This window comes from Rummeliibacillus sp. JY-2-4R (assembly GCF_053847205.1).
This window is the reverse complement of sequence record NZ_CM132623.1, coordinates 2,739,321-2,763,022: the sequence shown is the minus strand read 5'-3', so window position 1 is coordinate 2,763,022 and position 23,702 is coordinate 2,739,321. Positions and strand designations below refer to the sequence as shown.

General features: G+C 36.2%; 20 protein-coding genes, 1 other RNA gene and 2 other annotated features. Of the genes, 17 read left to right on the top strand and 4 right to left on the bottom strand.

Features of this window, described 5'->3' with window-relative positions; genetic code table 11:
• Positions 1 to 7: 7 nt before the first annotated feature.
• Positions 8 to 448 carry a D-aminoacyl-tRNA deacylase gene (dtd, locus tag ACWV26_RS13560; RefSeq protein ID WP_455895262.1) on the top strand — a complete coding sequence of 147 codons (441 nt, stop codon included), beginning with the start codon at positions 8 to 10 and terminating at the stop codon, positions 446 to 448.
• A gap of 85 nt (positions 449 to 533) precedes the next feature.
• On the opposite strand, the gene ACWV26_RS13555 is transcribed toward dtd, so the two are convergent.
• The gene (locus ACWV26_RS13555; protein ID WP_455895261.1) at positions 534 to 2,366 is read right to left on the bottom strand and encodes an SH3 domain-containing protein; all 1,833 of its coding nucleotides are present in this window, start codon (positions 2,364 to 2,366) and stop codon (positions 534 to 536) included.
• A 114-nt stretch (positions 2,367 to 2,480) separates the two neighbouring features.
• Positions 2,481 to 2,723 (top strand) — a binding site (T-box leader).
• Positions 2,724 to 2,803: 80 nt separating this feature from the next.
• On the opposite strand from ACWV26_RS13555, the gene hisS reads away from it, so the two are divergent.
• The 4 genes from hisS (at position 2,804) to ACWV26_RS13535 (ending at position 7,344) form a co-directional block, all read left to right on the top strand.
• The gene (gene hisS / locus ACWV26_RS13550; protein WP_455895260.1) at positions 2,804 to 4,078 is read left to right on the top strand and encodes a histidine--tRNA ligase; all 1,275 of its coding nucleotides are present in this window, start codon (positions 2,804 to 2,806) and stop codon (positions 4,076 to 4,078) included.
• Between the two features lie 15 nt (positions 4,079 to 4,093).
• Positions 4,094 to 5,872: an aspartate--tRNA ligase gene (gene aspS, locus ACWV26_RS13545; protein ID WP_455895259.1), complete on the top strand. Its 1,779-nt coding sequence runs from the start codon at positions 4,094 to 4,096 to the stop codon at positions 5,870 to 5,872.
• A gap of 258 nt (positions 5,873 to 6,130) precedes the next feature.
• Positions 6,131 to 6,314, top strand: a non-coding RNA gene (ssrS, locus tag ACWV26_RS13540) — 6S RNA.
• A 268-nt stretch (positions 6,315 to 6,582) separates the two neighbouring features.
• Positions 6,583 to 7,344, top strand: coding sequence for a tRNA threonylcarbamoyladenosine dehydratase (locus ACWV26_RS13535; protein ID WP_455895258.1), 762 nt, complete (start codon positions 6,583 to 6,585; stop codon positions 7,342 to 7,344).
• Positions 7,345 to 7,453: 109 nt separating this feature from the next.
• On the opposite strand, the gene ACWV26_RS13530 is transcribed toward ACWV26_RS13535, so the two are convergent.
• On the bottom strand, positions 7,454 to 8,284 hold the full coding sequence (locus ACWV26_RS13530; RefSeq protein ID WP_455895257.1) for a uroporphyrinogen-III synthase: 831 nt from the start codon (positions 8,282 to 8,284) through the stop codon (positions 7,454 to 7,456).
• 169 nt (positions 8,285 to 8,453) lie between these two features.
• Here ACWV26_RS13530 and ACWV26_RS13525 point away from each other — a divergent pair, with 169 nt between their 5' ends.
• Both ACWV26_RS13525 and ACWV26_RS13520 read left to right on the top strand, forming a co-directional pair.
• Positions 8,454 to 9,356 (top strand): ABC transporter ATP-binding protein, encoded by a 903-nt coding sequence (locus tag ACWV26_RS13525; protein ID WP_455895256.1) that lies wholly within the window; start codon positions 8,454 to 8,456, stop codon positions 9,354 to 9,356.
• Complete coding sequence (locus ACWV26_RS13520) at positions 9,349 to 10,587, top strand: ABC transporter permease (RefSeq protein WP_455895255.1); 1,239 nt, start codon at positions 9,349 to 9,351, stop codon at positions 10,585 to 10,587. Before ACWV26_RS13525 ends, ACWV26_RS13520 begins: the two co-directional genes overlap by 8 nt.
• Positions 10,588 to 10,640: 53 nt before the next feature.
• On the opposite strand, the gene ACWV26_RS13515 is transcribed toward ACWV26_RS13520, so the two are convergent.
• On the bottom strand, positions 10,641 to 11,222 hold the full coding sequence (locus tag ACWV26_RS13515; RefSeq protein WP_455895254.1) for a TetR/AcrR family transcriptional regulator: 582 nt from the start codon (positions 11,220 to 11,222) through the stop codon (positions 10,641 to 10,643).
• 148 nt (positions 11,223 to 11,370) lie between these two features.
• Here ACWV26_RS13515 and ACWV26_RS13510 point away from each other — a divergent pair, with 148 nt between their 5' ends.
• Positions 11,371 to 12,156 carry an SDR family oxidoreductase gene (locus ACWV26_RS13510; protein WP_455895253.1) on the top strand — a complete coding sequence of 262 codons (786 nt, stop codon included), beginning with the start codon at positions 11,371 to 11,373 and terminating at the stop codon, positions 12,154 to 12,156.
• Between the two features lie 41 nt (positions 12,157 to 12,197).
• Here ACWV26_RS13510 and ACWV26_RS13505 read toward each other — a convergent pair whose 3' ends face one another.
• Positions 12,198 to 13,490 (bottom strand): replication-associated recombination protein A, encoded by a 1,293-nt coding sequence (locus ACWV26_RS13505; protein WP_455895252.1) that lies wholly within the window; start codon positions 13,488 to 13,490, stop codon positions 12,198 to 12,200.
• Positions 13,491 to 13,708: 218 nt separating this feature from the next.
• Between ACWV26_RS13505 and cymR the strand changes: the two genes are divergently transcribed.
• From cymR to ACWV26_RS13460, 9 genes are all read left to right on the top strand, one after another.
• Entirely contained in the window at positions 13,709 to 14,128 is a 420-nt protein-coding gene (gene cymR / locus ACWV26_RS13500) for a cysteine metabolism transcriptional regulator CymR (protein WP_455895251.1), read from the top strand.
• Positions 14,129 to 14,142: 14 nt separating this feature from the next.
• Entirely contained in the window at positions 14,143 to 15,285 is a 1,143-nt protein-coding gene (locus ACWV26_RS13495; RefSeq protein ID WP_455895250.1) for a cysteine desulfurase family protein, read from the top strand.
• Positions 15,286 to 15,304: 19 nt separating this feature from the next.
• On the top strand, positions 15,305 to 16,426 hold the full coding sequence (mnmA, locus tag ACWV26_RS13490) for a tRNA 2-thiouridine(34) synthase MnmA (RefSeq protein ID WP_455895249.1): 1,122 nt from the start codon (positions 15,305 to 15,307) through the stop codon (positions 16,424 to 16,426).
• Between the two features lie 14 nt (positions 16,427 to 16,440).
• A complete protein-coding gene (locus ACWV26_RS13485; protein WP_455895248.1) occupies positions 16,441 to 17,100 on the top strand; it encodes a tetratricopeptide repeat protein in 660 nt (219 codons plus the stop codon).
• A gap of 20 nt (positions 17,101 to 17,120) precedes the next feature.
• A complete protein-coding gene (gene recD2 / locus ACWV26_RS13480; protein ID WP_455895247.1) occupies positions 17,121 to 19,604 on the top strand; it encodes an SF1B family DNA helicase RecD2 in 2,484 nt (827 codons plus the stop codon).
• A gap of 90 nt (positions 19,605 to 19,694) precedes the next feature.
• Positions 19,695 to 19,900, top strand: a binding site (T-box leader).
• A 49-nt stretch (positions 19,901 to 19,949) separates the two neighbouring features.
• Positions 19,950 to 22,610 (top strand): alanine--tRNA ligase, encoded by a 2,661-nt coding sequence (alaS, locus tag ACWV26_RS13475; RefSeq protein WP_455895246.1) that lies wholly within the window; start codon positions 19,950 to 19,952, stop codon positions 22,608 to 22,610.
• Positions 22,611 to 22,683: 73 nt separating this feature from the next.
• Positions 22,684 to 22,953: an IreB family regulatory phosphoprotein gene (locus ACWV26_RS13470; protein WP_455895245.1), complete on the top strand. Its 270-nt coding sequence runs from the start codon at positions 22,684 to 22,686 to the stop codon at positions 22,951 to 22,953.
• Entirely contained in the window at positions 22,953 to 23,372 is a 420-nt protein-coding gene (gene ruvX / locus ACWV26_RS13465; protein WP_455895244.1) for a Holliday junction resolvase RuvX, read from the top strand. The genes ACWV26_RS13470 and ruvX overlap by 1 nt, the downstream gene beginning before the upstream one ends.
• Before the next feature lie 11 nt (positions 23,373 to 23,383).
• Complete coding sequence (locus tag ACWV26_RS13460) at positions 23,384 to 23,674, top strand: DUF1292 domain-containing protein (protein WP_455895243.1); 291 nt, start codon at positions 23,384 to 23,386, stop codon at positions 23,672 to 23,674.
• Positions 23,675 to 23,702: the final 28 nt, after the last annotated feature.

Below are 23,702 nucleotides of genomic sequence, written 5' to 3'. Positions count from 1 at the left end.
TATAGTTATGAGAGTAGTCTTACAAAGGAGTAAGGAAGCTTCCGTTACCGTCGATGGAAAGGTAACAGGCAAGATTGATGAGGGCTATGTGTTATTGGTAGGAATAACACATGGCGATACAAAAGATGACGCAGATTATATCGCAAAGAAAATAGCGAAAATGCGAATTTGGGAAGACGAACAGGGCAAGATGAACCATTCGATTAAAGAACATGGTGGGGACATTCTATCCGTATCTCAATTTACTTTGTATGCAGATACCAAAAAGGGAAATAGACCAAGTTTTACTGATGCCGCAAGACCCGAAGAAGCATTTGGTTTATGGGAATACTTCAATAGCACTTTATGTGCCCTTGGATTGCATGTTGAAACAGGTGTATTCGGTGCTATGATGGATGTAAAATTAATCAATGACGGCCCAGTTACAATACTGATTGAATCAAAATAATCTAATTGTAAGTCTGTTCAATTTAGCTAAAAACAAAAAGGACAACTGTATCATTTTTGATACGGTTGTCCTTTTTATAATTTAATTAATCACGACCATAGTATTCTAATAGTCCGTTTACAACGCCCTCAGCAACTGTTTCACGATAATGATTTGTATTTACTAATTTTGCATCAGAAGCATTGGATACAAAACCTAATTCTAATAACACAGAAACTACTGAATTATATCGTACAACATAGAAATCCATTGCTTTTAGTTTTCGGTCATTAAAACTTGGGTACTCTTCTTCAACCGCTTCTTTAACACCCTCATGAATGGCTTCAGCGAAATTTTTGCTACTTACTTTGTTAGAAGTTGAATAGTATGTTTCATAACCTGAAGCGGCAGATGGTCCTGAATTATGATGCACACTAATAAAGGCATTTGCCCCTTTTTGCTTTGCATAAGCAGCACGTTGATCTAGTTTTAAGAACTGATTATCATTCGTACGCGTCATATAAACAGTACCGCCTACATTTTCAATCGCGTCTTGAATGGCTTGTGCAGCTTTCAAATTCAAGGTTTTTTCTACTACATTATTGCCTGATGCGCCATTGTCTTGTTTACCATGACCAGCATCAAGTACAATTTTAAGACCAGCTAAAGAACCTTTTACACTATTTGATACTGTAGTTGTTGGCTTTTTAGTAGTAATTTTACTGCTAGAAGTATTAGCAGAAACCCAACCCTTTTGAGTGGATGTATATTGTACTTCTACCCAATTATTATTTGAAACTCGCAATACTTTAAAATAGTTTCCTTTCGATGCTAACCCTAAAGATGGGGCAGCGGTCGTAGGTAATGATCGCACATTTAGAGTGCTAGCTGTCATTACAAAATATTGAGTACCTGAAGGTTTACTTGTAGTAAATGAGATATTAGTTGGTGAAGCGAAACCGTAATATGTACTCCCATTTATCCAACCTTCTACATCACCATAACTTACATAAATCCAACCATTACTTGCTTGTTTTAAAATTTGAACTTTCGATTCAAAAGGCACAACTTGTCCGATTGTTTTAGCGCTCGTACTATAACTTGCACGCATAGTTAGACCAGTTGGTTCTGTCACATAATAGTAAGTAGTTTTTTCTGGTACAACTATTGTAATTGTGCTAGTTGTCGGTTCTTTTACTTTTTGTGTACCATATTTTGCAGAGACCCAACCTTTTTTACCTGTTTTATATGTAATTTCAACAAAACCATTATTTGCTATTCTAGAGATGAGAAGTGATTCGTTTTTCTTTACATATGCTAACATTGTTGAATCAGCAGTTGGCTGCGATCTTACAGTTAGTGAATTTGCTGTGACGACAAAGTATAGATTCTTCTTAGCATTTGTGATTTTAGGACTTGATGCAACAGACACTTTTTTATCAGTAATTGTTACATATTTAGAACTTACCCAACCTGTCACTTTTGCAGTTTTAATCTGAACCCATCCACTTTTTTGTTGGATGTATGTAGCTGTATTCCCTTTGTTCATTTTGCCCAGAACTTTAGAAGAAGTGGAGTATGATTGACGGATATTCAAGCTATTTGTCTTAGAAGTGACAATTTTAGAAGAAATAGAAGCAGTTGAAACAGTAGTAGTGACTGTTTTTAAATATTTGGCAGAAGCCCAACCTTTTGTGCTTTTATACTTCACTTGATACCAGCTACCACTTTTACCGACCTTAGTTAAAATTGTGTTCTTTTTTACTGATAAAAGGACTTTTGAACTAGTGTTTGGTGCAGTTCTAATATTCAGTGCAGTTGCAGTTACCTTCAAATTTGAAGACGCAGCATTCGCTTGCGGTATTACCGCGAATAGTGAGAATACTAAAGCGAGACAGAGTGAGACAATAGTCGCTGTATTTAGTTTTTTAGTACTCATGTTTTCCCTCCTTTCTTCCATTGTAAATTGTAAGAAGATAAAAAACTACAAGTTTTTTTAATAGTTGACATATTTCTCGGAAATGATATGATATAAATTAATCTGTATGATAAAAAAATGCCTATGACCAAGAAAGTAACAATCAAGTTGTACTTTTATAGAGAGGAAAAGACGCGGCTGAAAGCTTTTCTAAAGTACCGATTAGTGAAAAACACTTGAGAGGTTTTTCTTCGAAAGTAAAACGAACTAGTAGGGGAAAACGGAATCGGCCGTTATCCGATTTTAAAGAGGATTTAGTGAAATTTTGCTAAATCAATTAGGGTGGAACCGCGGAAGCTAATAGCTCTCGTCCCTTGCATTTTTGCGAGGAACGGGAGCTTTTTTGTTGGTTTAAATTCTATAGAAGATGCCGTTAATGAAAGAAAGGAGAACAGTGTATGAGTTTTAAAGTACCTAGAGGCACACAGGATATTCTGCCAGGTCAAACAGAAAAATGGCAAAAAGTTGAGGAAATCATCCGCCATCTATGCTCTGTTTACCGTTACCCAGAAATTCGCACACCTATTTTTGAATCCACTGAGTTATTTCAACGTGGCGTAGGTGATACAACTGACATCGTACAAAAGGAAATGTACACTTTTAAAGATAGAGGAGACCGTTCACTTACTCTTCGCCCAGAAGGTACAGCAGCTGTTGTACGTTCATATGTAGAACATAAAATGTTTGGTCAACCAGATCAACCCGTAAAGTTGTCTTATATTGGACCGATGTTCCGTTATGAACGTCAACAAGCAGGTAGATATCGCCAATTTGTTCAATTTGGAGTCGAAGCAATCGGTAGTAAAGATCCTGCAATTGATGCAGAAGTAATTGCACTTGCTATGAATGTTTATGAATCATGTGGTTTAAAAGATTTGAAATTGGTCATCAACTCTCTTGGAGATCATGAGGTTCGAGCAAATCATCGCAAAGCATTAGTGAAACACTTTGAACCGCATATTCATGAATTTTGCTCAGACTGCCAATCTCGATTAGAAAAAAATCCACTTCGTATTTTAGATTGTAAAGTGGATCATGACCATCCATTAATGGCAACAGCTCCTGCTTTAACAGATTATTTAAACGAAGAATCTGCAAGTTATTTTGAACAAGTAAAAAATTATTTAGACGTACTAGGTATTAGTTACGTAGTAGATCCAAATCTTGTACGTGGATTAGATTATTATAATCATACAACATTTGAAATCATGAGTACTGCTGAAGGTCTAGGGGCCATCACAACTTTATGTGGTGGTGGACGTTATAACGGCTTAGTAGAAGAAATCGGTGGTCCTGAATCACCTGGTATTGGATTTGCGATGAGTATCGAACGATTACTTCTAGCTTTAGAAGCAGAAGGAAAAGAACTAGATACAAAAAATCAACTAGATATGTACATTGTTGCTATGGACGAAGAAGCAAAACTAAAAGCAGTTGAATTAGCAAGTTCTTTCCGTGCAAAAGGAATTTCAACTGAACTTGATTATTCAAACCGCAAAATGAAAGCGCAAATGAAATCTGCTGACCGTCAAAATGCAAAATGGGTAATTGTGCTTGGTGAAACAGAGTTGGCTGAACAACAAGCAACTGTAAAAAATATGTCTTCAGGACATCAAGAAATGGTACCATTCTATGATTTAGTAAATTATTTAACAATAGAGAAAGAACAATAATTGGAGGAAAAAGAAATGGCTACAAGAACACATGAATGTGGTATTTTACGCGGCGAAAATGAAGGCAACCGCGTAGTTCTAAAAGGTTGGGTACAACGCCGTCGCGATTTTGGAGGATTAATCTTCATCGACTTACGTGACCGTACAGGTTTAGTACAAGTTGTTTTCGCACCAGAACACTCAAAAGAAGCGCTTGACTTAGCTGATACATTCCGTAATGAATATGTTATTGAAGTAGAAGGCGAAGTACGTCGTCGTGCTGATGATATGATTAACCCGAATATGGAAACAGGTATGGTCGAAGTTTATGTTGATCGCGTTACACTTATAAACAAAGCTAAAAACCCACCATTCCAAATCGAAGACCGTATTCAAGTAAACGAAGATTTACGTTTAAAATATCGTTACTTGGACTTACGTCGTCCAGTAATGTACAACACTTTCAAATTACGTTCTGATGTAACGAATACAATTCGTAACTTCTTACAAGAAGAAGGATTTTTAGAAGTTGAAACACCAATCTTAACAAAATCAACTCCAGAGGGTGCTCGTGACTACCTTGTACCATCACGTGTTCATGAAGGTGAATTTTATGCACTTCCTCAATCACCACAATTGTTTAAACAATTATTAATGGTATCAGGATTTGAAAAATACTTCCAAATTGCTCGTTGTTTCCGTGATGAAGATTTACGTGCTGATCGTCAACCAGAATTCACTCAAATCGATATGGAAATGAGTTTCTTAACTCAAGAAGAAATTTTAGATCTAAACGAACGTTTAATCCAAAAAGTAATGAAAGATATCAAAGGTATTGATATTCCACGTCCATTCCAACGTATGAAATATGACGAAGCAATGTCACGTTACGGTTCAGATAAACCAGACGTTCGCTTTGGTTTAGAATTAATCGATTTAACAGATGTTGTAGGTGGATGTAACTTCAAAGTTTTCGCGCAAACTGTAGAAGCTGGAAATCAAGTTAAAGGTCTAAACATCAAAGGTGCAAACGACAAATACTCTCGTAAGGATTTAGATGAATTAACTAAATTCGTTGGTCGCTACGGTGCAAAAGGTCTTGCATGGATTAAAGTAACTGAAGAAGGTCTTACAGGACCAATCGGTAAATTCTTCCAAGATGAATTTGGCGAAAAATTAGTTAATCGTATGAAAGCAGAACCTGGAGATACATTAGTATTCGTTGCAGACAAAAAATCAGTCGTTGCTGATTCTCTTGGTGCTCTACGTAAAAAATTAGGTAAAGAACTTAACTTAATTGACGAATCACAATTTGCATTCTTATGGATTACTGATTGGCCATTACTTGAATACTCAGAAGAAGAAGGCCGCTATACAGCAGCTCACCATCCATTCACTCGTCCATTTGATGAAGATATCGAAAAAATGGAAACAGCTCCTGGTGAAGTTCGTGCACAAGCATACGATATCGTGTTGAATGGTTATGAACTTGGTGGTGGTTCACTTCGTATTTACGAAAAAGAACTACAAGAAAAAATGTTCAAAGTTCTTGGCTTCTCACAAGAACAAGCTCAAGAACAATTTGGTTTCTTAATGGATGCCTTTGAATATGGCGTTCCACCACATGGCGGTTTAGCATTTGGTCTTGACCGATTCATCATGTTACTAGCTGGCCGCGATAACCTACGTGATACAATCGCATTCCCTAAAACAGCATCAGCTAGCTGCTTACTTACTGATGCACCAAGCACTGTATCAACAGCTCAACTTGATGATTTACACATCCGTACAAAAACGCTAGCAGACGAAGATTAAAAGTGGAACAAGCCCCAAGTAAAAGGAAGATAGCCTAAAGTCGCGACAACGCGAGCGCAACGGCTATCGGGTGCACATCCTGTGCATCCTCGAGGGGCTGGCGTGTGAAGCTGGATAAGATCAAAAGCATAAATTTATTTAAAACCCCTTGCAAGCTTAAGTCTGGCAAGGGGTTTGCTAGTTTTATAATATTTTTTTAAATTTTCTAATTATTTATTTTGATTTTTCTGAAAGTTCATGTTAATATAAGTTTAACAACAAATCCTGATGTGTGCGTTGGAACTTAATCAGTTTTGACCGAACATAATATCGTTGGGAGTCGGGATTTTGAAATGGCAATCATGCCCGACCTGGGACTTTTAAAGTTTCAAATACGACACCCCCCTGCATAGTGCGGGTTCAAAGCGATTTTGAAAAAAACAACGGCGCGATTGGGATTTGTTCCTAAAAGAGACTAATAACCTTTGATTCTTATAGAATCAAAGGTTTTTTTCTTTTCTGAAATAATTCCCTAAGAAGACAATAGGGAATAAAATGAATGTTTCGGGTTTTTTTGGCTTAAAATAGGGGTAATCTTTAGTTGAACTTTTACTATATTTTCATAACAAACGATAAGTGATATAATTAATAATTGTTTTGGAGATTTTTCGGAGTTATTTACTTGGTTTACTAAAAAATAAAATTATTATTGATAGATGGAGAGGGTTTACATGTTACATCAATTTTCAAGAAATGAACTTGCAATTGGGCAAGAAGGTTTAGAAAAGTTAAAAAATACAACGGTTGCGATTTTAGGTGTGGGTGGCGTAGGTTCTTTTGCTGCAGAAGCCTGTGCAAGAAGTGGAGTTGGCCGTATTATATTAGTGGACAAGGATGATGTTGATATTACAAACATTAACCGTCAATTGGTTGCGTACCTATCTACAATTGGAAAATCAAAATCAGCAGTAATGAAGGAACGTATTGCAGATATTAACCCTGAATGTGAAGTTATTGATTTGCATATGTTCTACACTGAAGAAACATACGAAAAATTCTTTAGCTATGGTATAGACTATGTAATTGATGCGTCAGATACTGTAAAATACAAAATTCACATTATTAAAGAATGTCTGAAACGTAATATTAAAATTATAGCGAGTATGGGAGCTGCCAACAAAATGGATCCAACTCGTTTTAAAATTGCAGATATTTCAAAAACACATACAGATCCACTTGCAAAAGTTATACGATTAAAATTACGCAAGGAAGGTATTAAAAAAGGCGTTCCTGTTATTTTCTCTGATGAAAGCCCAGTAGTCATTCGTCCTGATGTTGCGCAAACCGTCGGAAAACCAGATGCGGAAATCAGAAAAGCTAAAATGCCACCATCTTCAAATGCTTTCACACCTTCAACAGTAGGGTTATTCGCTGCAAGTTGGGTAATTAACGATATCTTAAAAGATATTCATATCCAACATATACAAGGATAATTTAAGTTATATTTGGTAAATGCTTTGATATTTTAACAAGACAACGGAACATTATATCGTTTCGTTGTCTTTTGTTTTTTTTACATATTTATCTATTATGAATAATAAGTTATTTTTTCATTTCAAGTTGGTTTTCAAGTTGATCATAATATTGTGCTAATTTCATCAATGCACTACCCATTCGTTCATCTTCTGGAATGACGATGCGTTGAACACCTTGGTTCTTTAAAGCTTGTCCTGTAACTTTTCCGACAGATAGTGCAACTACATTTGTTTCAAAGGTGGTTAGTAATTCATCTTTTTTTCCTTTTTCTTCTGCATAAGCGAAGAGATTGCGGACTTGTGGTGTACTTGTAAAGCTTACAGCATCAACTTTTTCGTTTAAAATTTCTTCTAATAATTGCTCTAAAATCGTTGTTTCTGGGGGGATGTGCTGATAAGGAAGGATTTCATTAAATTGTGCTTGTTGCTCTTTAAGCCATTCAACTAATTTTGGTGCTGGATCTCCATGAAGTTGCAAGGCAACACGAATATTTTGAAAATCGAAATGTTTCAAAGCTCTAATTAAGCCCACAGTACTTCCATCATCATCTCTTGCGATAGGTGTAATTTGATACTTTTTTAATGTATTTACTGTTTTGTAACCTCTTGCAGCAATATTCATTTCTTTTAAAGCTTTTAATAAAAGCTCTTTTTTACCCATTTCATCAGCGATTTTGATCAGTGTCTCTGTACCAACTCCAGTAGTTAAAATCATCCAATCAAAATTACCCTCGATAATGTTTAATACTTGCTCTTTTACATTTTCATCATTTAAGAATACGGTTCCTTGTGATGGACGAGATACTGGTGTTCCTCCTAGATTTTTGACAATTGTACTTTGCTCTTCTATTTTACGTGCTGCAAGAAGTGCAACTTGTTTGCCAGCTAATTTTGGCATTCACTTCAACCCCTTTGCAAATACTTTATATCAATACCTTGCTACATATAGTTGAAAATTGCAATAACAATAGAAAATAAACTAGAAAGTTTTAAAAAAAGTGAAACATTTAGATATATGTAACGTATATGTAATATGTTCAGAAATTACGGATAAGAGGAGAAGGATTATGGCACTCGTAATTGATCAAGTGACAAAAAGGTATCATGATTTCACAGCGGTAAAAAAGCTTTCCTTTACCATAAATAAGGGAGAAATTTTTGGCTTAATCGGTCAAAATGGAGCCGGCAAAACAACAACGTTTCGCATGATTTTAGATTTGCAGGAAACTACAGAGGGGAATATTTCATGGAACGAACAACCGATAAAAAAAGTAAATAGAGATATTCTTGGTTATTTGCCAGAAGAACGTGGTATTTTCCCGAATATGACAGTAGAGGATCAATTGTATTTCTTTGGCGTATTGCGTGGTTGGCCAAAAAAAGATTTAAAGAAAGAGGTAGATTATTGGATTAAGAGATTTGAACTTGAGGATAAACGAAAATCAAAGGCTGAGACCTTATCTAAGGGAAATCAACAAAAAGTCCAATTAATCGCAAGCTTTATCCATCAACCAGAATTTTTGATTCTAGATGAACCATTTAGTGGACTTGATCCTGTCAATCGTGATTTATTGAAAAATGCAATTTTATATTTAAAAGACAAAGGTACAACAATCTTGTTTTCTAGTCATCAAATGGATAATGTTGAAGAACTTTGTGACCATTTGTGCATTTTGAAACGAGGTGTCTCTCTTTTCTCAGGTAGTTTGCAAGATTTAAAAGAGCAATATGGAAAGATAAAATTAAGCATTCGAACAGAATTGAATCAAAGTTCCTTGAGTACGTTGCCTGGTGTAAAAAGCGTTAGGCAAACAAGAGACGGCCATACGCTCTTATTAGAAGATGAATCTTATGGAAAAGAATTGTTTGAAATACTTGGGAAAGGTGAATATATGGAAAAATTCAGTATGGATTATTTATCCCTGGATGAAATTTTCAAAGACCTGGTAGGTGGTGAGCAGCATGTCTAAGTTTTGGATTCTAGTATCCCAACTTTACAAACAAAAGGTGAAAGCAAAATCATTCATTATTTCCGTATTAATCTATGTTTTGGTAATCAGTGGCGTGTTGTTCTGGTCAGACATCAAAAATGCGTTATTTTCTCAAGATCCACTTAAAATTACAATGGTCAATAATACACAACAAGATTTTAAAGAGTTTTTCAAATCAGATAATGATGTGAAGTTCACATTCTCGAAAGAAAATAAAACGGACATAGAAAAAAAGGTTAAAACTGAAAAAATTGATGCAGCTGTTTTCTTATCTGAAAAGGACGGTCAATTAGAAGCGGAAATTGCTACATATACACCACTTGAATTTAAAAATCAGCAAAAACTATCTTCTATGATTCAATATGCTGGGAAAATATTTGCCGTACAACAATTAAACTTGAGTGCTGAACAGGCAGCGAAAATCGTTGAATCACAAACCACTATTCATATGAAAAATTTGAATGCGGAAAAGGAAAATGGTAAAAGCGAAGAAGAAAAAGCCGCTGGGATTGGTACATCCATTTTAGTTGGCTCCATCATCTATTCATTTGTCATTTCATTTTTATCAATGATTACAACAGATGTTGCTTCTGAAAAAGGTTCGCGTGTATTAGAAGTGTTGCTCGCAAGTATTAAGCCTTCAACGCACTTTTTAGCCAAAATAACCGGGACTTTTTTATTGGCTTTAACGCAAATAGCTGTATTACTAGCTGTGTTAATCTTGTTATTCTTAACCATTGACGGAGGAGCAAAATGGGATTATGTGACGAATATTATTCATAACCTATCTTCAAGTTACGTCTTTTATACAGTAAGTTATTTCCTATTATCTGTTTTCTTGTTCTTAATCATGGGTGCCTTATTTGGATCACTTGTTTCGAAGGTAGAAGAAGCAGGTCAAGCAATGATGCCGGCAATGTTTATGGGGGTAGGGGGATTTTATGTACTAATGTCTGGGTTGTATAGCCCTGATACAATATTAGTGAAATTCTGTTCTTACTTCCCATTTACAACAGCGATGGTTATGCCACTTCGCATAGGGGCAACTGATTTAGCACCCGCTGAACCATTAATTGCACTAATTATCTTAATCGCAACTGTAGTGCTGTTATTCTTTATAAGTTTTTCTTTCTATAAACGAAGCGTGTTGACCTATAGTACAGGAGGACTAATACAGAAAATTAAGACTGTCTTAAAGGTTACAACATAGAAAAAATCCGAGTTTGGCGATGATGCCTTACTCGGATTTTTATTCTGTGAAATTCAATAATCTTGGATAGAAAAGCGTGTAGCGAAAAGATAAAGGAGTTTATTAAATTCAATTGTTAACTCAGCAGGTGTTTTGTCAAAATCATGTGTAATCCAATTATTAATTAATCCTGCTGTTCCATTCGCCATATAAGTTAATTGGACATCTGATGATATCGTTTTATCTCTAAAATTGAAGCTAAAATATCTCTCCATTAAGATTTTAAGTGTATTTGGTATTTGGGCGTGGATATGTGGAAGCGTATCATCTATCTTAATTAATAAAAAGTATCTGCGATAATCGTAAATATAATGAAGTAAATCAAAGGAATGTTCATTCATTTGATCGACATCAACAAACTTTTCTACCGGATAGTTACTAATACTGTTACTAAGTAAATCATCTGTTACTTTTTGTTCTAGTTCATGAAGAAGTTCAAATTTATCCTCAAAATATAAGTAGAAAGTAGAACGATTATAACCTGCTTGTTGACAAATATCTTTGATAGTAATCTGGCTAAAACCTTTTTTGGGAACAAGGTCAATTAATGCTTCATAAAAAAAGTTTTTTGTGCGTTCGGCATGTAGAGTGGTCATTGATTATCAACCTTTCAATCTTTCTAAACACATCTTAACAAAGTGTCTATTTTTTAATCAAATTATAGTGTTTTGATGATATTAACAATTTATGTCCGAAAGTAAAATGTAATTGTAAGCGAAAACATTACTATTGGAGGGTTTCTTTATGAAAGATCGTTTCGAAGATAAAGTAGTATTAGTAACAGGTGCTGGTTCAGGTTTGGGACAAGCTGCAGTATTAAAAGTTGCTGAAGAAGGAGCTAAATTAGCACTTGTTGATTTAAGTGAAAAAGGCTTAGAAGAAACGAAGAAAAAAGTTCTAGAAGTTGCACCAAACGCTGAAATCTTATCGATTGTTGCGAATGTAGCGGATGAAGAAGAAGTGGAAAACTATGTAAATGCTACTGTAGAAAAATTTGGTAAGATTGATGGTTTCTTTAATAATGCCGGTATTGAAGGAAGACAAAATCTAACAGAGGATTTTGGAATAGATGAGTTTGAAAAGGTAATTTCCGTTAACTTAAAAGGTGTATTCTATGGCATGAAAAATGTTTTAAAAGTCATGAAAAAACAAGGCTTTGGGTCAGTTGTTAATACAGCATCAGTAGGGGGAATCCGTGGTGTTGGTAACCAATCAGGATATGCGGCAAGTAAACACGGTGTTGTAGGTCTAACACGTAACTCAGCAATTGAATACGGTCAATTTGGTATTTCGATTAAAGCAATTGCTCCTGGTGCAATTATGACGCCAATGGTTGAAGGCTCACTTCGTCAAATGGGTGGAGATGACTGGGAAGAGGTTGGTAAACAATTTGTACTACCAAATCCTATGAAACGTTTTGGTCGTCCTGAAGAAGTTGGTGCACTTGTTGCATTCCTACTTTCTGATGAAGCAGGATTTATCAATGCTGCGGTTATTCCAATTGATGGTGGTCAATCTTATAAATACTAATTTAAATAGACAAAATAAGCCTACTGGCAAACTTCAGTAGGCTATTTTTTTCTGTTCTTTTTTAAACCATTTAAATGATCATAAATTCCAGCCATTCGTTTTTCTTGCCCTGCAATGACTGGATTATAGAATTCGGTTCCAACAAGTTCATCGGGTAAATATTGTTGGTCGACCCACCCACCGAAAGTGCCAATTGGAGTGTTATGTGGATACTGATATCCCTCCACTCCAAGAGCTTTTGCACCAGCATAATGTGCATCACGTAAATGCATTGGAATGTCTCCAGTTTTGCCTGTATGGATTGCAGAAATTGCCGCATCAATTGCTAAAATAGCAGAGTTTGATTTTTCGGCTAAACACATTTCAATAACAGCATGAGCAAGCGGTATCCGTGCTTCTGGCATTCCTAATCTTTCTGCGGACTGCACAGCTGCGAGAACATGAGAACCAACTTCAGGTGCAGCTAATCCGACATCTTCATAACTGATTACAAGTAATCGTCGACTAACAGCGACTAAATCTCCGTTTTCTAAACAATTTGCTAAATAATACAAAGCTGCATTAACATCACTGCCACGAATGGACTTTTGCAATGCTGAAATTAAATTATAAAAATGGCTTCCTTTTTTGTCACCATAAATGCCGATTCGTTTTGCTAGATTTTTGACAATAGAATCTTGTACAATCGTTTCATCATTTTCTTCATCTGAAGAATAGTAGACAGATTCTAAAAGTGTAAGAGCTTTTCTTGCATCACCATTTGCAGCTTGTACGATTAGTGCGCGTTGATCATCCGTCATACGGATTTTATAACGACCAAGTCCTCTTTCTTTATCTTCCAAAGCTCGGAGTATAAGTGTATTAATATCTTCATCTGTCAATCTTTTAAGTTGTTTAATCTCACCACAACGTGAGCGAATTGCAGGATTGACATCGTGGAATGGATTTTCGGTTGTAGCACCAATTAAGATAATGGAGCCGTTTTCTACGTGAGGAAGTAATGTATCTTGTTGTAGTTTATTGAATCGATGAATTTCATCTAAAAATAAAATAACTTGTCCAGTAAGTTTTGCTTCATTCACAACATCTTCTACATCTTTTTTTCCTGCACGAGTAGCATTTAAAGCAAAGAAAGGTAGCTGAGAAGAACCTGCAATTGCAAAAGCAATCGATGTTTTGCCGATACCTGGCTCACCATAAAGTAACATGGATGGAACATGGCCGTTTTTAATCATTTTATATAAAGTTGTATTTTTACCAATGATCTCTTGGTGACCGACAACTTCATCAAGGTTACGTGGTCGCATACGAAATGCGAGTGGTTCATTTGGCAAAACGGACACCTCTTTCCTATAGGATGAAATCTTGGTAATACCTGCAAAGAGGACAAATCTGTAAGGAATGGTTTGCTTGTTTATTACGGGTATTACCTAGTTTCTTACCTATCATTTCTAAACTCATAATAATAATCATAAATCATTCCCGAGTAGAATGAAAGGAAATATGCTATACTGTAAGCTAGACAAATTAGCTAATTATTAGAGGTGTATATATGAAAATATCAACAAAAGGGCGTTATGGCCTAACAATTATGATTGAATTAGCCAAAGAGTATGGTCAAGGACCAATTCCACTTAGACAAATTGCAGCTCAAAATAATTTATCAGAAGCATATTTAGAGCAACTTGTTTCACCACTTAGAAACTCAGGTCTTGTGAAAAGTGTTCGTGGAGCTTATGGTGGTTACATGTTATCAAAAGCACCACATTTAATATCTTCAGCAGACGTTATCAAAGTACTTGAAGGTCCTATTCAACCGGTAGAAGGAATTGAAGAGGAAGCACCACCACAAAGAGAGCTTTGGTTAAGAGTGCGTGATGCAGTAAAAGATGTTCTTGAAAAAACGTCACTTGATGATTTAGCAGCCTACACAGAAGAACAAAATGATGATGGCTATATGTTTTACATTTAAAAGGAGATTTTACGATGAAAGAAATATATCTTGACCATGCAGCTACTTCTCCCATGCATCCAGCAGTGATTGATAAGATGACAGAAGTGATGCGTTCGGTATTTGGTAATCCATCAAGTATTCATAGCATAGGTCGCAATGCTCGAAAGTATTTGGATGAAGCAAGACATGTTCTAGCAAATGCTATCGGTGCAAAAGATCATGAAATCATTTTAACAAGTGGTGGAAGTGAAGCAGATAACCTAGCAATCATGGGGACAGCTTATGCTAGACGTTCTGAAGGCAAGCATATTATAACAACAAAAATCGAGCATCATGCAGTACTCCATACATGTGAACAATTAGAAAAAGAAGGATTTGAAGTAACATACCTTCCTGTTAATAATAAGGGAATGATCTCACTTGAGGACCTAAAAAATGCGCTTCGTGATGATACTATTTTAGTTACCGTTATGTATGGTAATAACGAGGTAGGTACATTACAACCAATCAAAGAAATTGGTGCATTATTAAAAGATCATCAAGCAAGCTTCCATACGGATGCTGTACAAGCTTTTGGCATTCAAAAGATTGATGTAATGGAGCTTCAAGTTGATTTACTTTCTGTTTCATCACATAAATTAAACGGACCTAAAGGTTTAGGCTTTCTCTATCAACGTGAAAGCGCGAAAATCCGCCCGATAATTTTTGGGGGAGAGCAAGAAAGAAAACGTCGTGCAGGTACTGAAAATGTGCCAGCAATCGTTGGATTTGCAGAAGCGACTAAAATTGCTCAAGAAAGTTTTGCAGAAAAACAACAACAATTTATTCAATTCCGAAAAGAATTTTTACATGCATTAGATGAAGCTGAAATCTCTTATCATGTGAATGGTGATAAAGAGCATTTTTTACCTCATGTATTAAATATTAGCTTCCCTGGAATGGATGTTGAATCATTCTTAGTGAATTTAGATATGGAAGGCATAGCTACTTCAAGTGGTTCTGCTTGCACAGCTGGTTCAATTGACCCTTCACATGTATTAGTTGCAATGTATGGGAATGACGCAGATGAACTTCGTAACTCAATTCGCTTTAGCTTTGGTTATGGAATTACCATCTCGGATATTCAAACAGCTGCTAGAAAAACAATTGAAATCGTAAAACGTTTAACGAAATAATAGAAAAAAGGTGAACAATATGAATGCAACAAAAGACCCCTCACAAACACGTGTTGTTGTTGGTATGTCTGGAGGAGTCGATTCTTCTGTAGCAGCATATCTATTAAAAAAGCAAGGCTATGACGTAATCGGTATCTTCATGAAAAACTGGGATGATACCGACGAATTTGGTGTTTGCACCGCAACAGAAGACTATGAAGATGTAATCAAAGTTTGTAACCAAATCGGTATACCTTACTATGCTGTAAACTTTGAAAAACAATATTGGGATAAAGTATTCACATACTTTTTAGAAGAATATAAAGCTGGTCGCACACCAAACCCTGATGTCATGTGCAATAAAGAAATCAAATTTAAAGCATTCCTAGAACATGCTTTGAAACTAGGGGCAGACTATTTAGCGACAGGTCACTATGCACGAGTGGAAATTCGTGATGGAGAAACTAGAATGCTAAGAGGCGTCGATCAAAACAAAGACCAAACCTACTTCTTAAACCAACTTTCACAAGAACAACTCTCCAAAGTAATGTTCCCAATAGGTGAACTTGAAAAACCTCGTGTGCGTGAAATTGCAGAAGAAGCTGGACTAGCTACTGCAAAGAAAAAGGATTCTACAGGTATCTGCTTTATCGGTGAACGTAATTTTAAAGAATTTCTTAGCCAATACCTTCCTGCTCAACCGGGGAATATGGAAACTTTTGATGGAAAAGTAATGGGCAAACATGATGGTCTTATGTATTATACAATAGGCCAACGTCATGGCTTAGGAATCGGCGGAGACGGTGATCCTTGGTTTGTAATAGGTAAAGATTTAGAGAGAAACGTATTGTTAGTTGGACAAAATTTCTACAATGATAAATTGTTCTCTACAAGTTTAACAGCAGTGAAAACAAGCTTTACAACACATCGTGAAATGCCAAAGAAATTTAATGCAACAGCTAAATTCCGTTATCGTCAAAAGGATGTTCCAGTTGAGGTTGAAATCTTAGGCGAAGACAAGTGGCTTGTAACCTTTAGTGAACCAACTCGTGCTATTACACCAGGGCAATCTGTTGTTTTATATGATGGAGATGAGTGCCTAGGTGGCGCAACAATCGATGAAGTATTTAAAAATAGTGAAAAATTAACATATGTTGGGTAACAGAGGTGAAACAATTGAATTTTAACGATGAAGGCGTAAAAGCCATTCAAGAAAAACGTTTCGAAGATGCTGCTAAAGCATTTACACAAGCAATTGAGGAAAGTCCAGATGATCCCGTAGGTTACATTAATTTTGGTAATCTTCTAGCTTCAATGGATGATATCGAGAGAGCCGAACGATTTTTCCAAAAAGCAATAACATTAGATGAAAATGCTGCAACTGCCTATTACGGACTAGCTAATTTATATTATAATTCTGAACGCTTTTTAGAAGCTGCAAAACTATACGAACGTTCCATTCGTCAAGGCATTGAAGGAGCAGATGCATACTACATGCTTGGTAAGAGTTTTGAACATGAAGGTCAACCGAAATTAGGGCTGCCTTATATGCAACGTGCAGCTGAACTAGCACCCAATGATTTACAAATACGTTTAGCTTATGGCATTTTGCTTTGTACATTAGAGTTATTTGAACAAGCGGAAATAGAATTACGATATGTCATCGACAAAGATTGGAATAACGCTGATGCACACTATAACTTAGGTGTGTTATTTGCCGTTTCCACTGAACGAATTGATGATGCTATGTATCATTTAAAACAAGCATTTACATTACAACCTGAATTTGAACAAGCACGTTATATTCATGATATGCTTGCGATGAAAAAGAACTAATTTGAAAGAAGGCGACAGAGTTGACTGAAAATTTATCATTATTTAATGACGAACAACAATTTATTGTTGGTCGACCTGTTGTCACTATATTTCATAACGCTCAAAATCTATTTTCTATTGTGAAATTGAAAATCCAAGAAACAAATACAGATTATAAAGAAAGAGAAATAATCGTAACTGGTTATTTTCCAAAAGTTTCTGAGGAATCTATGTATCGATATACAGGTCAATTAAAGCAACATCCAAAATACGGCCTCCAGTTTCAAGCTAATACTTTTGAAAAAGAGATTCCAGCTACTGAAACTGGGGTCGTTCAATATTTGGCTAGTGATTTATTTCCTGGTATTGGTCATCGAACTGCAGAAACAATTGTGAAAAAGCTTGGCCCCAATGCAATCAAGGTGATTATTGAAAATCCAGATGCATTAGATGATATTCCTCGATTAAAGGAAGACAAAAAGCAAACTCTCCGCTCTGTGCTTGAACAAAACCTTGGGCTCGATCGTATTATGATTCAATTAAATGAATGGGGATTTGGTGCTCAAATAGCTGTTAAAATTTATCAAACTTATGAAGGCGAGACCCTGCAAATCCTACAGAAGAATCCCTATCGTTTGATAGAAGATATAGAAGGAATTGGATTCCAACGTGCAGATGAGCTAGGAGCAAAATTACATATCACTGGGAATCATCCTGATCGCATAAAGGCTGCTATTTTGCATCTATTAAATGCTGCAGCATTATCTGAAGGACATGTTTTTTTAGATGCGAGAGAAGTTATACCCCAAGCAAAAAAATTATTAGAATCCAGTCAACTTTGCTCAATCGAATATGATGATATTTCAAAATGTATTATTGAACTTGGAGAAGATGGAAAAGTGTGTGGTGAAGAGACAAGGATTTATATGCCTTCTCTATACTACTCTGAAATAGGAATTGCGACGAAAATCACTGAATTAGCGCAAAAAAACAAAGAGCATTCAGCGTTTCCCTCATCTGAAATTCGCAAACATATAGGTGATGCAGAAGAACGCTTCGGGGTATCTTATGCTGAAACGCAAATTGAGGCGATTGAAACTGCGATTAATTCGGCTGTGATGATTTTAACAGGTGGCCCTGGTACCGGTAAAACTACGGTTGTTAGAGGAATCGTCGATGTCTATGCAGAATTGCACGGGTTATCGCTTAATCCTAAAGACTATGCTGCAAAAGACGAAGACTTCCCAATTGTACTTGTAGCACCAACAGGTAGAGCTGCAAAAAGACTTAGCGAATCCACAGAATTACCTGCGATGACTATACACCGTTTACTAGGATTCACTGGCCAAGAAAAAGATGGAGATACAGAGCGAGAAGTAGCAGGTCGACTTATTATCGTAGATGAAATGTCTATGGTTGATACGTGGCTTGCCAATCAATTATTAAAGGCGCTGAATGATGATTGCCAAGTGATTTTCGTAGGAGACCAAGATCAGTTGCCACCTGTAGGGCCAGGTCAAGTGCTAAAGGATTTACTAGCATCAAAAGCTATTCCAACTGTTGAATTAAAAGACGTATACAGACAATCTGAAGGCTCCTCAATCATTGAATTAGCACATCAGATGAAACAAGGAATTGTGCCACAAGACTTAGCATTAAAAACAAGTGATCGTTCCTTTATACGAGCGAGTCAAGATCAAATAGCAAATGTGGTCGGTCAAGTTGTTAATAGCGCAATAAAAAAGGGCTTTTCTATTCATGACGTCCAAGTATTAGCGCCAATGTATAGGGGAAGTGCTGGAATTGATGCTCTGAATAAAATGTTACAAGAGCTGATTAACCCCAAAAAGAGTGAAAAAACCAAGGAAATCGCATTTGGTGACACCATTTATCGTATTGGAGATAAAGTGCTTCAACTAGTCAATCAGCCGAATAATAATGTATTCAACGGTGATATGGGTGAAGTCATTTCCATTATTAAAGCAAAGGAAACGATTGAAAAAACAGATTTACTTGTCGTTTCTTTTGATGGTATTGAAGTTACTTACCAAAAGGGAGACTTAAATCAGCTAACCCTTGCTTACTGTTGTTCGATTCATAAATCGCAAGGTAGTGAGTTTCCAATGGTCATCATGCCAATTGTGCGTAGTTATTCTAAAATGTTAAGAAAAAATCTACTCTACACAGGTATAACACGAGCAAAGAATTTTTTAATACTCTGTGGAGAGCCAGATACTTTTGTATATGGATTCCAAAGAACAGATGATTTAGAGAGACATACAACATTAAGTGATCGATTAAATAATGAACAAACAGTAGAAACAATAGAAGCTAAAAAAACAGAACAGCATGATGAAGTAGAAAAAGTTCCTTCAACAAGGGTTGATGAACAATATGAAGATGAGGACCATGAGCTATCTGATGAAATGACAGCAATTCTTACTGTAGAAAATGTCAATTTCATACATCCAATGATTGGGATGAAGGGTATTAGTCCATATGATTTTATGGATGTAGATAATTGACAGATAAACTTTCATTTTTTAAAATAGGGTATAGTTAAAATTGGATAAATTTCGACTTTTAGCAAATGTACTATATTGAATTCCCTATAAAATAAAACGTTGATGGAAAAAAGTACTTTTAGGGGTGTGTTCAGAAAAAGGTTCCTTGGCTGTGAGAACCTTCACTAACCTTTTAGGAAAGCTCTTCCAGAGTGCAGTCAAAAACTGTCGTTTACCGCGTTAAGGTCAATTAAGAGATAATAGTGAAAACTATTATAATTTAGGGTGGTACCGCGAATTATTCCTTCGTCCCTGTTATCGTGCAGTGGATGAAGGTTTTTTATTGTATTTAAGGAGGAAAAAAACATGCAATCTGCAGAAATTCGTCGTAAATTCATTGAATTCTTCGAAGAAAAAAATCACAAACAAGAACCAAGTATGCCACTTGTTCCAATTAATGATAACTCATTACTTTGGATTAACTCAGGTGTTGCAACTTTAAAAAAATATTTTGATGGTTCTGTAATTCCTGAAAATCCACGTATTACAAATGCTCAAAAAGCAATTCGTACAAACGATATTGAAAACGTTGGGAAAACAGCACGACATCATACTTTTTTTGAAATGCTTGGTAACTTCTCAATTGGCGATTATTTTAAAAAAGAAGCTATTCATTTTGCATGGGAATTCTTAACAGATCCTAAATGGATGGGTTTTGATGGAGAAAAACTATCTATTACGATTCATCCTGAAGACCAAGAAGCATATGATATTTGGAAAAACGAAATTGGTATTCCAGAAGAACGTTTAATCCGTTTAGAAGGAAACTTCTGGGATATTGGTGAAGGTCCAAGTGGTCCAAATTCAGAAATTTTCTATGACCGTGGTGAAAAATACGGTAATGATTTAAATGATCCAGAACTATATCCAGGTGGGGAAAATGAACGTTATCTTGAAATTTGGAACCTAGTGTTCTCACAATTTAACCACAATCCTGATGGCACTTATACACCACTGCCAAAACAAAATATTGATACAGGTATGGGTTTAGAACGTATCACATCTGTTATTCAAAATGTACCGACAAACTTTGATACGGATCTATTTATGCCAATCATCGAAAAGATTGAAGAACTTGCAAATCGCAAATATAAACGCCCAGAAGAAATCGATTTAAGTGAAATCTTCGGCAGTGAAGAAGATATCAACACACCATTCAAAGTAATTGCTGACCATATCCGTACAGTAGCCTTTGCAATTGGTGATGGTGCACTTCCATCAAATGAAGGTCGTGGTTATGTATTACGTCGTTTATTACGTCGTGCTGTACGTTACGCAAAACAAATTGGTATTGAAAAACCATTTATGTATGAACTAGTGCCAACAGTTGGCAATATCATGGTTGACTTCTACCCAGAAGTAAATGAAAAAGCGGAATTCATCGCTCGTGTAATTAAAAATGAAGAAGTTCGTTTCCATGAAACACTTCATGATGGCTTAGCTATTTTCAATGAAGTAGTAGAAGCACAAAAAGCAAAAGGAGAAACCATCATCCCAGGTAAAGATGCATTCCGTCTTTATGACACATTCGGCTTCCCTGTAGAACTTACAGAAGAATACGCAGCAGAAGTTGGCATGACTGTTGATGAAGATGGTTTCGATGCTGAAATGGAAGCTCAACGTGAACGTGCTCGTAATGCACGCCAAGATGTGGATTCTATGCATGTACAATCTGAAGTGCTAGCAAACTTAAAACAAGAAAGTACATTTGTAGGTTACGAAACATTAGAAACGCATACAGCTATCGCTGCAATGGTGATGGGAGGCCAAGAAGTAAAAACTGCTTCTGAAGGCGATGAAGTATTAGTAATCTTATCACAAACACCTTTCTACGCTGAAATGGGTGGACAAATTGCTGATCATGGTACCATTTCAAATGATTCATTTAAAGCATTTGTAAAAGACGTTCAAAAAGCGCCAAATGGTCAACCACTTCATACAGTTATTGTTGAATCTGGCGAAATGCATGTAGAAGATGACGTATTTGCACAAGTAGATCGTGCTGAACGTAATTTGATTGTCAAAAACCACACAGCAACACACCTTTTACAACGTGCATTAAAAGATATACTTGGTGAACATGTTAACCAAGCAGGTTCATACGTAGGTCCAGACCGATTACGTTTTGACTTCTCACACTTCGGTGCAGTAACCAAAGAAGAGCTAGAAACAATCGAACGAATTGTTAATGAAAAAGTATGGGAAGACATTCCTGTTGTTATCGAAGAAATGCCAATCGCTGATGCAAAAGCAATGGGAGCAATGGCATTATTCGGTGAGAAATACGGTGATGTAGTACGTGTTGTACAAGTATCTGATTACTCAATTGAACTTTGCGGTGGTATTCACGTAAAACGCTCATCTGAAATTGGCTTCTTCAAAATTGTCTCTGAGGGTGGTATTGGCGCAGGCACTCGCCGTATTGAAGCTGTTACAGGTCAAGCAGCATATCTTGCAGCTAAAGAAGAACAACATATTCTAGAACAAACAGCAAGTTTACTAAAATCTAATCCAAAAGATTTGGTAACGCGTGTCGAAAGCTTACAACATGAATTAAAAGAACAACAACGTGAAAATACATCACTTTCTGCTAAAATGGCTGGTGCTCAAGCATCTAACATGCTATCTAACGCACAACAAATTGGGGAAGTTACAGTATTATCAACAAAGGTTGAAGCAAAAGATAATAACCAACTGCGTCAATTAATGGACGATTTGAAAGAAAAAATGGATAATAGTATTATTGTGCTTGGTGCAACTGCTGGTGACAAAGTTATGCTTTGTGCAGGTGTGACGAAAGATATAGCTGGTGGGAACTATCATGCTGGCAATATCGTTAAACATGTAGCTGAACTTTGCGGAGGTAAAGGTGGCGGTCGTCCTGATATGGCAATGGCTGGAGCAAAAGATGCTTCAAAATTGGTAGAAGCGTTGGATTCTGTGTATAATTATGTAAAATCTATTTAAAAGGTACTAAAAATCGGGTATACTAACAAAGAATAGAAAAAAGCTTGTAAACTTTAGAAGTGAGGTGCTGAGCATGAGTAAGTTTGATCAAACGATGAAATTTAATTTCCCAGAAGAATCTATGGAACAAGAAGTAAGAGAAACCATGCTTCATGTTCATGCAGCACTAGAAGAAAAAGGGTATAATCCGATTAACCAAATAGTTGGTTATCTATTATCTGGGGATCCCGCTTATATCCCTCGTCATCAGGATGCTCGTAATAAAATTCGTAAGCTTGAACGTGATGAGATTTTAGAAGAACTTGTAAAGTTCTACATCAAAAAGAATAACGAGGCAAAATGATGAGAATAATGGGTTTAGATGTTGGCTCCAAAACTATTGGAGTAGCAGTTAGCGATGCACTTGGGTGGACTGCTCAAGGTATTGAAACTGTGAAAATCGATGAGGAAAACGAAGAATTTGGTATAGACCGTATTCGACAACTCGTTGAACAATATGGAGTATCGGAATTCGTGGTTGGATTCCCAAAAAACATGAATAATACAATTGGGCCAAGAGGAGAAGCTTCACAAGCATATGCGAAATTGTTAGAAGATACTTTTTCTATGCCTGTCACACTTTGGGACGAGCGATTGACAACGATGGCTGCGGAACGTCTGCTTATTGAAGCAGATGTGAGGCGCAAAAATCGTAAAAAAGTCATCGATAAGATGGCCGCGGTTATGATCCTTCAAGGATATTTAGACCGTAAACAGTTATGAGGTGAAATTAAATGGAAGAAGAATTAGAACAACGACACATTACAATCGTTGACGATGAAGGAAATGAACAGCTTTGTGAAGTTCTTCATACGTTTGAATCTGAAGAGTTTGGCAAATCCTATGTTTTATATTCTGTAATCGGTTCTGAAGATGAAGAAGGTGTAGTTGAAATCTTTGCTTCATCATTCGTTCCTTCTGAAGATGGTACAGATGGTGAATTATCGCCAATTGAAACAGAAGAAGAATGGGATTATATTGAATCTGTCATCGAAGAACTTGATGAAGGTATTGAACAAGAATAAGTAACTCAAAAATTAATGAAGAGGTGAC